Raw genomic sequence first — 12,696 nt, 5'->3', positions numbered from 1 at the left:
TACCCGATGGCCCATGGATCTTCAGCCGTTCAAAACTCGCGACCCCACAAGCACGTCAGATCCTCGATCGCGCCCGGAAGAACCCTCGCCATCCCGCGGGATCAGATCAAGAAAAACCTATTTCCTTCAACAACATAGAAAGATGGGTGTCATGAAACAGGATTGTAATCTCTACGCCAATCCTCCATTTTTTACGGGGCATCCGCAAGGGTGAGGAACCAATGCTGGTTCAAACATTCGGCACGAAAGCGGCCATTCAATGCTTCAATGAGCACATTATCCGTCAGCTTGCATGGGCGTGAGAAATCCAAGGACGCCTAGGCATTCGCCCAACGATTGAAATGGCGAGGTTCGAACTTCCTCCCGTGATTGGCCCTGATCGTCTTTGGATAGCCGACATTCCGGCATACCCGTTCCAAGGTCTACACGACATCTGCCGCTCGATAGCTGTGACGCGGATCAAGTTGGCAAGCATCCGCGAGAAGGTGTCAACCACCGTCATCCGCAGTTTCTTTCCGGTTGCGAGCTGATCGTGCACGAAGTCCATGCCGTTGCATCGGCTGATCATTCGTCGCCAAGGCGAACTGCCATGCTTGCGAGCATATTGGTTCTGACCAGTACCGAGTGGTTTCCCGGAAACACTTGATGCCCACGCTTGGCGCATACGTCCAAGCTTGGAAAGCGGTTTTTGCTTCAAATGAAACCGAAAAGAAGAAATTAAAAATCAAAGTGTAACCGACGCTCCTGATGATGGTGAACTTGGTGACATCTCTTCCTACCGAAGAGACTGTGTTGGTTATAAACGTGGGGACAGGAATTGTTGACAAAAGGGCCGCTGTCGATCGTCTTGCTGGCCTCAGCATGCGCGTCGAGTAGTGACGCGGCCTCACTGTCATTTGCCGAGTTCAAATATCTCGCGCGCGAATGCGCCCCGTCAGTTGCTCCAGCTACGCTTGCTGCGATCGCTAAGGTCGAGTCTCGCTTTGATCCACTTGCCGTCCATGACAATACCACGGGCGAAACGCTTCACTGGCAGAATCGGGCACAGGCAACTCAAGTCATGAGAGGCCGCCTCGACTCACGACATTCACTGGATGTCGGACTTATGCAGATCAATTCGCAAAATTTTCCTCTCCTAGGCCTGACGGCTGACAGAGCCCTTCAACCATGCGCGTCGCTGTCTGCCGCCGCAAACTTGCTCCAGAGGCTCTACGCTGGCGGCCACACACATGAGGACCAGCAATTGGCGCTTCGTCGGGCGATCTCCGCCTACAATACCGGTGATTTCACTCACGGCTTTGCGAACGGCTACGTGCGAAAAGTCGAGATGGCGGCTCAACAGATCGTCCCACAGTTAATCGAGCAGCCAGAACATGACCGGGAGAAGCCGAGGTCCGAAGCAAGATGGGATGTTTGGGGTTCGTATAATCGTCATTCTCCAGAGGGCGGGGCTAGTGGTTCAGCCGGTCCGCCACCGCCGGACCAGGACGAGCGCAAAGCCGAAGACGATAATCAACTCTTGTTCGATTTAAATGAAGGAGGCCCGCAATGATGCGATGCTTTGAGAGATACCGCCTGCATCTGAATCGCCACTCCTTGTCGAGCGTGGTGATGCGCTTGATAGCTGGCGTGGGTGGCGCAATGTGTTGGAGCCTCTTCTTCTCTGGGCCTGTCGCGGCCCAATCTGCAGGTGGTGGCACCGACCCCGTCACAATGGTTAATAACATATGCACGTTTATCCTTGGTCCGTTCGGCCAGTCACTCGCTGTTCTTGGCATCGTGGCGATCGGAATTTCCTGGATGTTCGGCCGCGCTTCACTTGGTCTTGTCGCAGGCGTTGTCGGGGGGATTGTCATTATGTTTGGGGCCAGCTTCCTCGGCAAAACACTGATTGGAGGCGGTTGATGAGTGACCGTCTGGAAGAAGCAACTCTTTACTTAGCGGCGACACGGCCCGCATTGTTTCTTGGGGTGCCGCTAACGTTGGCCGGCCTATTCATGATGTTTGCCGGCTTTGTCATCGTTATTATTCAGAACCCGCTTTACGAAATCGTACTCGTTCCCTTGTGGTTCGGAGCGCGGCTTGTTGTGGAACGAGACTATAATGCTGCCAGCGTCGTCCTGCTGTTTTTGCAGACGGCGGGAAGGAGCGTTGATGGTCTGATTTGGGGTGGGGCAAGCGTTAGCCCAAATCCGATCAAGGTTTCCGCGCGCGGGAGAGGGATGGTCTGATGCTCGGTGCAAGTGGCACGACCGAAAGGTCAGGTGAGGTCTATCTACCTTACGTTGGGCACATCAGCGACCATATTGTCCTTTTGGATGATGGATCGGTCATGACGATGGCGCATGTTACTGGTGTGGCGTTCGAACTCGAAGATGCCGAAATGCGCAACGCACGTTGCCGTTCATTTAATACGCTTTTGCGCAATATCGCCGATGATCATGTATCGATATATGCTCATCTCGTACGTCATCACGATATACCGCCACCACCTGAACGACGGTTCCGCAGCGCTTTCTCTGCCAGTCTGAGCGAAGCTTTCGAGCAGCGCGTGCTTTCTGGAAAACTTCTTCGCAATGATTACTTCCTTACTCTGATCGTGTTTCCCCGCACCAAGCTTGGCAAGGTAAGGAGGAATTTCACCAAATTCTACAGGAAAAACGAAAACGATCTCACAAGTCAAATCAGGAATTTGGAAGATCTTTGGCAGGTTGTTGCTGGAGCTCTCGAAGAGTATGGCCTGCGTCGTCTTGGTATTCGTGAGAAGCAGGATGTGGTTTTCACGGAAATTGGCGAAGCCCTGCGGCTAATAATGACCGGTCGATTCACGCCGGTTCCAGTCGTTAGTGGTTCGCTCGGCGCCTCGCTATATGTCGATCGAGTTATTTGCGGCAAGCGAGGACTTGAAATCCGAACACCAAAAGAAAGTTACGTTGGATCTATCTACTCGTTTCGCGAATACCCCGCAAAGACGCGAACGGGCATGCTCAACACGCTATTATCTCCCGATTTTCCGCTTGTTCTGACGCAAAGTTTTTCGTTTCTGACGCGCGCGCAAGCGCACGCCAAACTCAGCCTCAAATCCAGCCAAATGACGAGCTCTGGCGACAAAGCCGTCACCCAAATCAGCAAATTGTTCGAGGCCGAGGACGCGCTCGCGAGCAACGAATTCGTCATGGGGTCGCATCATTTGAGCCTTTGCGTATATGCAGACGATCTCAATAGTCTTGCCGATAGAGGTGCACGAGCACGGACGCGATTGGCCGATGCGGGAGCTGTCGTTGTACAAGAGGGCATTGGCATGGAGGCAGCTTATTGGTCGCAGCTGCCCGGCAACTATAAGTGGCGCACGCGTCCAGGAGCGATCACATCGCGCAACTTCGCTGGGTTGGTTTCATTCGAGAATTTTCCCGAGGGCTCCCACTTAGGTCACTGGGGAAACGCGATCGCCTGCTTTCGCACCAATGGTAGTACGCCTTTCAACTACATCCCCCATGAGCACGATGTTGGCATGACGGCGATATTCGGCCCCGTCGGAAGGGGCAAAACGACGCTCATGACCTTTATCCTAGCTATGCTTGAGCAGAGTATGGTTGACCGCCCCGGTGCGGTTGTCTTCTTCGATAAGGACCGCGGCGGTGAGCTCCTGGTTCGGGCGACTGGGGGCACGTACTTGGCACTTCGCAGAGGAGTGCCAAGCGGATTGGCGCCGTTGCGTGGCTTGGAAAATTCTGCCGCCTCACATGATTTTCTGCGCGAATGGATCGTGGCGCTCATTGAGAGTGATGGCCATGGAGGAGTAACGCCCGAAGAGAATCGGCGTCTAATGCGGGGCATCCAACGGCAGCTCTCGTTTGATCCCCACATGCGCTCAATTGCGGGTTTGCGTGAATTTCTACTGCATGGACCGGCGGAAGGTGCAGGAGCGAGGCTCCAGCGCTGGTGCAGAGGGCATGCGCTAGGCTGGGCATTCGACGGAGAGCTGGACGAAGTAAATTTGGATCCTTCAATCACTGGTTTCGATATGACGCATCTTCTCGAATATGAGGAAGTATGCGCTCCCGCGGCAGCGTATCTCTTGCATCGAATTGGAGCCATGGTAGACGGCCGTCGATTTGTGATGAGTTGCGATGAGTTTCGCGCATACTTGCTGAACCCTAAATTTTCAGCGGTGATCGACAAGTTCCTACTGACGGTTCGCAAGAACAATGGGATGCTGATACTCGCAACGCAACAACCCGAGCATGTTCTGGAATCGCAGCTAGGAGCCAGTCTTGTCGCGCAATGTATGACGAAAATATTCTATCCATCACCTACGGCAGATCGATCGGCCTATATCGATGGACTGAAATGTACCGAAAGGGAATTTCAGGCGATCCGCGAAGACATGACAGTGGGTAAACGGAAATTTCTGCTGAAGCGAGAGAGCGGAAGCGTCGTTTGTGAATTCGATCTGCGGGAAATGCGCGAATATATCGCGGTGCTTTCGGGGCGCGCCAACACGGTGCGCTTCGCCAATCAGCTTCGCGAGGCTCACGGAGACAACCCATCCGCTTGGCTTAACGAATTCATGACCCGTTACCCCGAGGCACGAGATTGATCAAAGGTGGGAACTATGAAGACTACGAAACTTGCTACTGCGGCCCTCGCTGTTAGCTTTCTTTCGATTGGACCTGCGCGGGCGCAGTTCGTTGTTACCGATCCGGCGACGGAACTCGAGACGCTGACGACGGCGCTCGAGATGGCAGCTAGTCTCGAACAAACCGTAACGATGGTGGCGATGTTAACGTCTGCTTTTGGCGTCACCGGACTGCTAACTTCGCTCAATCAGAAAAACCAGTATCCCTCGACTAGAAACCTGGAGCAGGAAATGTTCTCTGCGCGAATGCCTATGTCGACAACGGCACGTTCGATTGTCGATGATGCAGATCGCGCCATAATTGGGCGCGACGCTGAAGCGGGATTGCTGCGGTCGCAGATTGCCGGTTCTGCGAACAGCGCCGGAATTGCGGCTGATAACCTGGAGGCAATGGACAAGCGATTGTCGGCAAATGCGGAGACATCAGCTCAGCTTTCTCGCTCCGGTAACATCATGCAGGCAACTGTCACCAACGGTTTGCTTCTCAAGCAGGTCCACGACGCAATAATTCAAAATGTTCAGGCCACCAGCTTGTTAACGATGGCGACCGCACAGGCCGGGCTTCACGAGGCAGAAGAGGCGGCTGCACAACGCAAAGAGCATCAAAAGACCGCCATCATCTTTGGGGCCGGCCGCTGAGAGCGGGCTAAGTCATACCGCTATCCGCGCACTCCAGGGCGGGAGTTCACCTTACTCGATATTCCGTGGCGAGACGTCAAGATCAGGCCCTAGCGAATGAAATTCACGATTGCCGCGCCGTTTACGGCCACCCATGAGGTCTTTGGTTTGGCTTTTGAGGTCGGCCTACACAAGATGCTGGGTACGATCCAGGATGCGGTAAGGGCGCCATTGGCCGCATTTGTCACTCTTTGGATTATTATCCAGGGTGTTCTGGTAATGCGTGGAGCAACCGACGCGCGCAGCGGTGTCACGCGCGTGATCACGGTTACCATCGTGGTGGCCCTTATCCTTGGGCAGGCAAACTACCACGATTACGTGGTTTCAGTTTTTGAAAAGACTATTCCAAACTTTGTTCAGAAGGTTAGTGGCAGCCACCTGCCGCTACGGTCCATGCCTGCCCAGTTAGACATAATCTTCAGCTTAACAGAGGCTGCATTTCAGAGAGTCGCGGCCGAAATCGGGCCAATGAATGGGCAGGACAGCCTTGCCTTTCAGGGCGCGCAATTGGGCTTTTACGCCATACTCTGGTCTACGTTTGGGATCCTTGATACCGTCGGGATTCTCACGAAAGTGCTTTTGGCGATTGGCCCCCTTGTGCTTGTAGGATATATCTTCGATCGCACCCGCGATATAGCGGCCAAGTGGATTGGACAACTTATCACCTATGGTCTTTTGCTTCTGCTGCTAAATGTTGTTGCGACAATAGTCATTGCAACCGAAATATCCGTATTAGCCATTATGCTCGGCGTGGTTATGGTTCTTGGTACGACCGCGGCTAAGATCATCGGCCTTTATGAACTTGACATGTTCTTTCTGACCGGCAACGCTCTCATCGTAGCTTTGCCGCCAATTGCCGGCAACATTGCAGGCAGCTATTGGGCTGGCTCGGCCCCATCTCCCAACAGCGTGTACCGACGTTTCGCTCAAGTAGAGCGACGTGAAGCGCCGGAAAAATCCGGTGCCAAGTAGGCCGAGTATTCAACGGAGAGAAACTCGATGAAGTATTGCCTGCTGTGCCTAGCTCTTGCTTTAGCGGCCTGTCAGACAAATGCCAAACTGGCGAGTTGCAAAGGCCCAATATTCCCGCTGAATGAGGGGCGATGGCAGCCTGCGCCATCTGATCTTACAACGCAGCAACGTGGTTGGACGCAATGAAGGAGGCCGAATACGCCTTGCTGGTAGGCCGGGAAACTTTGGCTGAGCACTACAAGGAAGTGGAAGCTTTCCAAACTGCGCGAGCAAAATCAGTGCGGCGTCTGTCCAAAGCCATTGCAGTTGTCGCCGCCTTCGCGGTTTTGGGGAATGTTGCACAAGCCTTCACCATCGCCACCATGGTGCCGCTGATCAGGCTCGTGCCGGTATATCTATGGATACGGCCAGACGGAACCGTTGACAGCGAGGTATCCGTCTCGCGACTGCCTGCGACCCAAGAAAAGGCCGTCGTTAACGCCGCGCTGTGGGAATATGTTCGGCTGCGTGAAGGCTATGATGCCGATACGGCTCAGTACGCCTATGATCTAGTCTCGAACTTCAGCGCCCCGACAGTGCGCGAAGACTACCAGCAATTCTTCAACTATCCGAATCCAAGTTCGCCTCAGGTTATCCTCGGCAAACGCGGCAGGCTGCAGGTCGAACACATCGCTACAAGTGATATCACTCCGGATGTGCAGCAAATTCGCTACAAACGAACCCTAATCGTTGACGGAAAAATGCCGGTGGTGAGTACTTGGACTGCCACAGTTCGCTATGAAAAAGTGACTAGTTTACCCGGCAGATTGAGACTGACCAATCCAGGAGGCCTAATTGTCACCTCCTACCAGACAACGGAAGATACCGTTTCGAACGCAGGCCAAAGCCAACCATGACGAAAAAAATATTTCTTACTCTGTTATGTTTACTATTCGCTGCAATTGGCGCGAAGGCCGAAGACGCGCCGACGGCGGGCAAACTTGATCCGCGCATGCGTTATTTGGCTTACAATCCCGACCAAGTTGTGCGTCTTTCGACGGCTGTTGGTGCCACTTTGGTCGTAACATTCGGGGTCAACGAGACGGTTACAGCAGTTGCCGTTTCGAATAGCAAAGATCTCGCGGCCCTTCCTCGCGGAAATTATCTATTTCTCAAGGCTAGGCAGGTGCTCCCGTCACAGCCGGTGATCGTGCTGACCGCAAGCGAGTCCGGAATGCGACGCTATGTCTTCAGCATTTCTTCCAGGGCGCTTTCCAACCTCGGTAAAGAGCAGCCCGATCTCTACTACAGCGTCCAATTTGCCTACCCTGCCGACGACGCGGCGGCTCGCCGCAAGGAGGCGCAAGAAAGGGCGGTGGCCGACCGTGTGCGTGCGGACGCACAATATCAACGGAGAGCGGAGGTGCTATTGGATCAACCTAACGAGACTTTTGGTGCGGCAGACAAGAATTGGCACTATGTTGCACAAGGGGATCACTCGCTGCTGCCGGTCGAAGTTTTCGACGACGGATTTACGACGGTATTCCACTTCCCAGGCAATATACGCATGCCCTCCATTTACACGATCAATCCGGATGGTAAGGAAGCTGTCGCCAACTATTCAGTCAAAGGAAGCTATATCGAGATCTCCTCAGTTTCCCGTGGCTGGCGTCTGAGGGACGGCGACACAGTATTATGCATTTGGAATGCCGCTTATGATGCTGTTGGGAGAAGACCTGAAAGCGGCACTGTGAGGCCTGATGTGAAGCGTGTCCTAAAGGAGAGGGCGGGGTGAACGATGACAATCAGCAATCCACACATGATGTCGATGCGCCGGGGTCCCTAGTCTCCGACCTACCTCGTCGAGCCCTTTCAGGGTCTCACAAGTTAATCGTAGCAGGTGTAGTTCTCGCGCTGTCACTTGGCCTCATTTGGCTCGGCGGTCGGCAAAAAAAGGAAGATGGGGATGCATCGCCGCCACCCATGATCTCCACCAACACCGAGCCGTTCAATCCGGCTCCGATTGACGTTACGCCTGATCCCTCGGTTGCCCAGGAGACTGTGCAGCCGACGGCTTCTCCACCAGCACAGGAGCCGGAAGGGCACGAAGCGCGGCCAGAAGAGACACCGATTTTTGCGTACACGAGTGGTGATCAAGGGAGCAGCAAGCCCTTTCAACCGGGCGATTTGGACCACCCGGGACGTGAAGACGATGGGGAAAACAGCTCTTTGGCGAAGGGCGAAGTGCCTGCCGCGAATGATCTTTCGATACGCATGAAAGCTAACGAGCTGCAGCCCACACTGGCTACACTCTTGCCTCATCCCGACTTCATGGTGACCAAGGGAACGATCATTCCGTGCATTTTGCAAACGGCGATCGACACAAATTTGGCCGGCTATGTAAAATGCTTGCTACCCCAGGATGTTCGTGGAACAACGAACAATGTCGTGCTTCTTGATCGCGGCACTATTGTCGTTGGAGAAATCCAGCGTGGTTTACAACAGGGGGACACACGCGTTTTTGTGCTTTGGGATCGTGCGGAGACACCTTGCCATGTCATGATTTCGCTCGGATCACCAAGCGCGGACGAATTGGGTCGTTCGGGCTTGCCGGGCACGGTCGATAATCACCTCTGGAAGCGCCTTAGCGGGGCTATGCTTTTGAGTGTCGCCCAAGGTGCCTTCCAGGCCGCGAGCAGTTATGCCGGCAGCTCGGGTGGCGGAATGAGCTTGAACACCTTCCAGAACAATGGTGAGCAGGCGGCCGATACAGCCATGAAGGCCACTATCAACATACCGCCGACCTTAAAGAAAGATCAGGGTGACACGATCTCCATTTTCGTCGCTCGGGACCTCGATTTCTCAGGCATATACCAGCTTCACATGACTGGCGATGCGAAACGGGGGCGGGATCGGCACCCCTAACCAGTCCAACTTATGCGTACAGATGGGATAGATGCAAATGGAGGTGGATCCGCAGCTGCGCTTCCTTCTTAGGCCGATTATGGGATGGCTCGACGACCCTAGGACCGAGGAAGTGGCGATAAATCGACCTGGAGAGGCGTTTGTGCGTCAAGCCGGCGCCTTCATCAAGTTCCCTCTGCCCGTCTCCTATGATGATCTTGAAGACATCGCTATTTTAGCAGGCGCTCTGAGAAAACAAGACGTAGGCCCACGCAACCCACTTTGCGCAACTGAACTCCCAAGTGGTGAGCGGCTGCAAATCTGTTTGCCGCCGACGGTACCATCTGGCACCGTCAGCTTGACGATTCGACGGCCAAGCTCGCGTGTTTGCGGGCTCCAAGAGGTTTCGTCCCGTTATAATGCTCCCAGGTGGAATCAGTGGCAAACGCGAAAAAAACGCCAAGATCAGGATGATGAAGCTATCCTTCGGCACTATGATAACGGGGATCTGGAAAAGTTTCTGCACGCGTGCGTCGTTGGTAGATTGACAATGCTGCTTTGCGGCCCCACCGGGAGCGGCAAGACGACAATGAGCAAGACCTTGATTAGCGCTATCCCACGGCAGGAAAGGCTAATTACTATTGAAGATACGCTCGAACTCGTCATTCCACATGAGAACCACGTAAGGCTGCTTTATTCCAAAAACGGGGCTGGGCTGGGCGCAGTGACCGCTGAGCACCTGTTGCAGGCCAGTCTGCGCATGCGGCCGGACCGAATACTGCTGGGCGAAATGCGCGACGATGCCGCATGGGCCTATCTGAGCGAAGTCGTCTCAGGGCATCCCGGATCGATTTCCACCATCCATGGTGCGAATCCTGTTCAGGGTTTTAAAAAACTATTTTCGCTCGTGAAAAGCAGTACGCAAGGGGCTTGCTTGGAGGATCGCACACTAATTGACATGTTCGCAACGGCTATTGATGTGATCATTCCTTTCCGCGCCTATGGTGACTTCTACGAGGTGGGCGAAATTTGGCTCGCGGCGGAAGCGCGACGGAAGGGTGAGACAATAGGCGATCTTCTCAATCAGCGTTAGTCGCATTTCTGTCTCGGAACCGAAGTTTCGCAGAAGTGCCCGTGGAGGGACAAAAGTGAGGAGTAGAGCGTTTCAACAGCCCCCCCATGCATATTTCGGAGCTGCAAACGGCTGGCTAGATCGAAAGGTGAAACCCGTTTGAAACATGTTCTTATCATCGATGACGATGTAGCGATGCGGCATCTTATAATCGAGTATCTTACGATGCATGCTTTTAAGGTAACCGCCTTAGCCGACAGCAGGCAGTTTAATCGCGTACTCTCCTCAGAGACGGTAGATCTCGTGGTCGTCGATCTGAATTTGGGCCGCGAGGATGGGCTCGAAATCGTTCGCAACCTGGCGACAAAATCTGATGTTCCGATCATAGTCATTAGCGGTAATCGCTTTGAGGAGGCGGACAAGGTCGTTGCTCTCGAGCTCGGAGCATCCGATTTTATTGCCAAACCACTTGGGATGCGGGAATTTCTGGCGCGCATCCGTGTCGCTTTGCGCGGGCGGCCGAGCGTGACGCGAGCGAAAGATCGCCGCTCGTTTCATTTCGCCGATTGGACACTTAATCTTAGGCAACGCCGTTTGATTTCGGAAGAGCGTGAGGAGATTAAACTCACTGCAGGTGAATTTAATCTCCTGGTGGCTTTCTTGGAAAAGCCGCGGGACATCTTATCGCGCGAGCAGCTTCTGATCGCCAGTCGAGTGCGCGAGGAGGAGGTATATGACAGAAGTATCGACGTTCTTATTTTGCGACTACGTCGAAAGCTCGAGGGCGACCCAACAAGCCCTCAGCTGATCAAGACGGCAAGAGGTGCCGGCTATTTCTTCGACGTTGACGTTAATGTTTCCTACGGGGGTACGATGGCAGCCTGATGCGAGATGCATTCTCGCTTTCAGCAAGCTTGTTCCTAGCTAGAGCAGATCCCGTGATCGACGAATCGATTGTGAAGTGACGGTGGGCACCGAAGCTGATTCAACATCCACAGCGCAAGAGGTGGATGATGGGACGAGCACTGGGCGATGATCTTCGACTACGCGTGTTAAAAGCGTCTGCTGCGGGCATGTCTGCGCGCCGGGTGGCCGCCCGGTTCGGGGTTGGGATTTCGACGGCGATCCGGTGGATCGCACGAGCGAGTGACGGCGAGCCGACATCCCGGCCGCAAGGCTGGCGACGCTCATCGGTCATTGATGCACATGAGGCGTTTGTCGTCGACATGATCTACGACCGGGAGGACGTGACGCTCGATGAAATGGTCGAGCGTCTGTCTGTTGAGCGGCAAGTAGGTATAAGCCGGAGCGAATAATGCCGAGTATCGGCTGAGGAGCTTTGTCCGGTTCCTTAGCGACAAGAACGTTGCAGCACCGCCTCGCGAGCCAAGTCAGGCGGAGCTTGGCAGGATCGTACTCCGTGCGGAGTTCGAGGAATACCTGCGCGTCCAACGGGGCATGAGCGAGCGCACAATCAAGCATGCATCCTATATGGCTAGCGTCGTGAAGCTGTTCACAGCGTGGCTACATGCAACGACAGCCGCCATGAAATGCCGCCGGGAATTCTCATTCCTCATCGCAAACGCAGGCCAAAGCCCTTCATCGTAAGCGCGATTTTCGATGCGCCTAGACGGCTTCTTCAGGGGTAAACGCGCACGGATGCTAGCGGTACCCAGCTTTATTGGGCATTTGTCTTGGAGAAGTTGAACGGCAAAAGGTCGCCGATTTCGGCCGCTTCGCCCCGCTGCGGCAACTCAGTGAGCACGTGCCGTAGCCAGATCAGAGGGTCGACGCCACAGGCGCGGCATGTCAGCATCAAACTGTAAATTACAGCGCTGGCCCTGGCTCCGTCAGCAGTGTCGCTGAACAGCCACGATTTTCTTCCGGTGGCCATCTACCGGACATTCTGCCCATATCGGAGAAGAAGTCGAGATCCATTACCGCTGGCATGCGTTTTATGGTCGGCATGTCCGACGCTACTACGGCGAGCAGCGCAGCGGATCGGAAGTCGTAGTTGTCGAGCATGAACCCGGAGTAACGACCGCTGTGGAACGGTGGATGCTCGACCGCGCGACCTGTGCCTCGATGACATTGGGAGAGCCGCAGGTATCGTTGCAAGCGCTGACGGACCTCGATCGGGTACTCAAGGATCACGGACTTAGGCAAGTCTTTTCGGATGACACAACAGTTATCGAGGAGGCATGTGATGAAAGCGAGACAGCACCCCGCCATCGTAAAAAGACCCTGCCAGCTCAGCATTGACGTTGGAAACGCCCGAGGTGACGCGGATGAACGCCGCGGAGCGACAAGCAATGATTATGCGCCTCGCGCAATTGATCCTGCAGGCGGGCGGAATAACGGTTCTGGAGGGCAGCGATGACGACCGTTGATCTTCCCGCATCGCTGTTGAAGCGCAAGGCCGTCGTTTATGTCCGTCAGTCCACACCCGCCC

At 54.5% G+C, this 12,696-nt stretch carries 12 protein-coding genes and 3 pseudogenes; 13 read left to right on the top strand and 2 right to left on the bottom strand.

Annotation, left to right across the window (positions count from 1 at the left end):
- Positions 1–194: 194 nt before the first annotated feature.
- Positions 195–547 (bottom strand): annotated as a pseudogene (locus AS026_RS40120) (integrase core domain-containing protein); the annotation flags it as partial.
- 270 nt (positions 548–817) lie between these two features.
- Here AS026_RS40120 and AS026_RS17560 point away from each other — a divergent pair.
- The 13 genes and pseudogenes from AS026_RS17560 to AS026_RS17505 form a co-directional block, all read left to right on the top strand.
- Positions 818–1,552 (top strand): type IV secretion system lytic transglycosylase VirB1, encoded by a 735-nt coding sequence (locus AS026_RS17560; protein ID WP_007538755.1) that lies wholly within the window; start codon positions 818–820, stop codon positions 1,550–1,552.
- Positions 1,552–1,905: a pilin major subunit VirB2 gene (gene virB2, locus AS026_RS17555; protein WP_028749561.1), complete on the top strand. Its 354-nt coding sequence runs from the start codon at positions 1,552–1,554 to the stop codon at positions 1,903–1,905. The genes AS026_RS17560 and virB2 overlap by 1 nt, the downstream gene beginning before the upstream one ends.
- Positions 1,905–2,231, top strand: a complete 327-nt coding sequence (locus AS026_RS17550; protein WP_007538751.1) for a type IV secretion system protein VirB3 — start codon at positions 1,905–1,907, stop codon at positions 2,229–2,231. The genes virB2 and AS026_RS17550 overlap by 1 nt, the downstream gene beginning before the upstream one ends.
- Positions 2,231–4,600 carry a type IV secretion/conjugal transfer ATPase VirB4 gene (virB4, locus tag AS026_RS17545; RefSeq protein WP_028749562.1) on the top strand — a complete coding sequence of 790 codons (2,370 nt, stop codon included), beginning with the start codon at positions 2,231–2,233 and terminating at the stop codon, positions 4,598–4,600. Before AS026_RS17550 ends, virB4 begins: the two co-directional genes overlap by 1 nt.
- Before the next feature lie 15 nt (positions 4,601–4,615).
- Positions 4,616–5,278, top strand: a complete 663-nt coding sequence (gene virB5 / locus AS026_RS17540) for a pilin minor subunit VirB5 (protein ID WP_028749563.1) — start codon at positions 4,616–4,618, stop codon at positions 5,276–5,278.
- A 96-nt stretch (positions 5,279–5,374) separates the two neighbouring features.
- Complete coding sequence (locus tag AS026_RS17535; protein ID WP_007538745.1) at positions 5,375–6,289, top strand: type IV secretion system protein; 915 nt, start codon at positions 5,375–5,377, stop codon at positions 6,287–6,289.
- Between the two features lie 27 nt (positions 6,290–6,316).
- Complete coding sequence (locus tag AS026_RS40115; RefSeq protein WP_007538742.1) at positions 6,317–6,475, top strand: type IV secretion system lipoprotein VirB7; 159 nt, start codon at positions 6,317–6,319, stop codon at positions 6,473–6,475.
- Complete coding sequence (locus AS026_RS17530) at positions 6,472–7,185, top strand: type IV secretion system protein VirB8 (protein WP_007538740.1); 714 nt, start codon at positions 6,472–6,474, stop codon at positions 7,183–7,185. Before AS026_RS40115 ends, AS026_RS17530 begins: the two co-directional genes overlap by 4 nt.
- Positions 7,182–8,063, top strand: a complete 882-nt coding sequence (virB9, locus tag AS026_RS17525) for a P-type conjugative transfer protein VirB9 (RefSeq protein WP_007538739.1) — start codon at positions 7,182–7,184, stop codon at positions 8,061–8,063. Before AS026_RS17530 ends, virB9 begins: the two co-directional genes overlap by 4 nt.
- The gene (gene virB10, locus AS026_RS17520; RefSeq protein ID WP_028749564.1) at positions 8,060–9,193 is read left to right on the top strand and encodes a type IV secretion system protein VirB10; all 1,134 of its coding nucleotides are present in this window, start codon (positions 8,060–8,062) and stop codon (positions 9,191–9,193) included. Before virB9 ends, virB10 begins: the two co-directional genes overlap by 4 nt.
- A 31-nt stretch (positions 9,194–9,224) precedes the next feature.
- On the top strand, positions 9,225–10,265 hold the full coding sequence (gene virB11, locus AS026_RS17515; protein WP_028749565.1) for a P-type DNA transfer ATPase VirB11: 1,041 nt from the start codon (positions 9,225–9,227) through the stop codon (positions 10,263–10,265).
- 138 nt (positions 10,266–10,403) lie between these two features.
- Positions 10,404–11,129, top strand: a complete 726-nt coding sequence (gene virG, locus AS026_RS17510) for a two-component system response regulator VirG (protein WP_007538736.1) — start codon at positions 10,404–10,406, stop codon at positions 11,127–11,129.
- A 128-nt stretch (positions 11,130–11,257) separates the two neighbouring features.
- Positions 11,258–11,554: pseudogene (locus AS026_RS17505) on the top strand (helix-turn-helix domain-containing protein); the annotation flags it as partial.
- 368 nt (positions 11,555–11,922) lie between these two features.
- Here the strand turns inward: AS026_RS17505 and AS026_RS40110 are convergent.
- Positions 11,923–12,135 (bottom strand): annotated as a pseudogene (locus tag AS026_RS40110) (transposase domain-containing protein); the annotation flags it as partial.
- Positions 12,136–12,696: the final 561 nt, after the last annotated feature.

Origin of the sequence: Rhizobium altiplani (assembly GCF_001542405.1) — a bacterium.
GTDB classification, from domain to species: Bacteria; Pseudomonadota; Alphaproteobacteria; order Rhizobiales; family Rhizobiaceae; genus Rhizobium; species Rhizobium altiplani.
The sequence above is the reverse complement of the archived record's forward strand: the minus strand, read 5'-3'. Positions and strand labels throughout refer to the sequence as shown.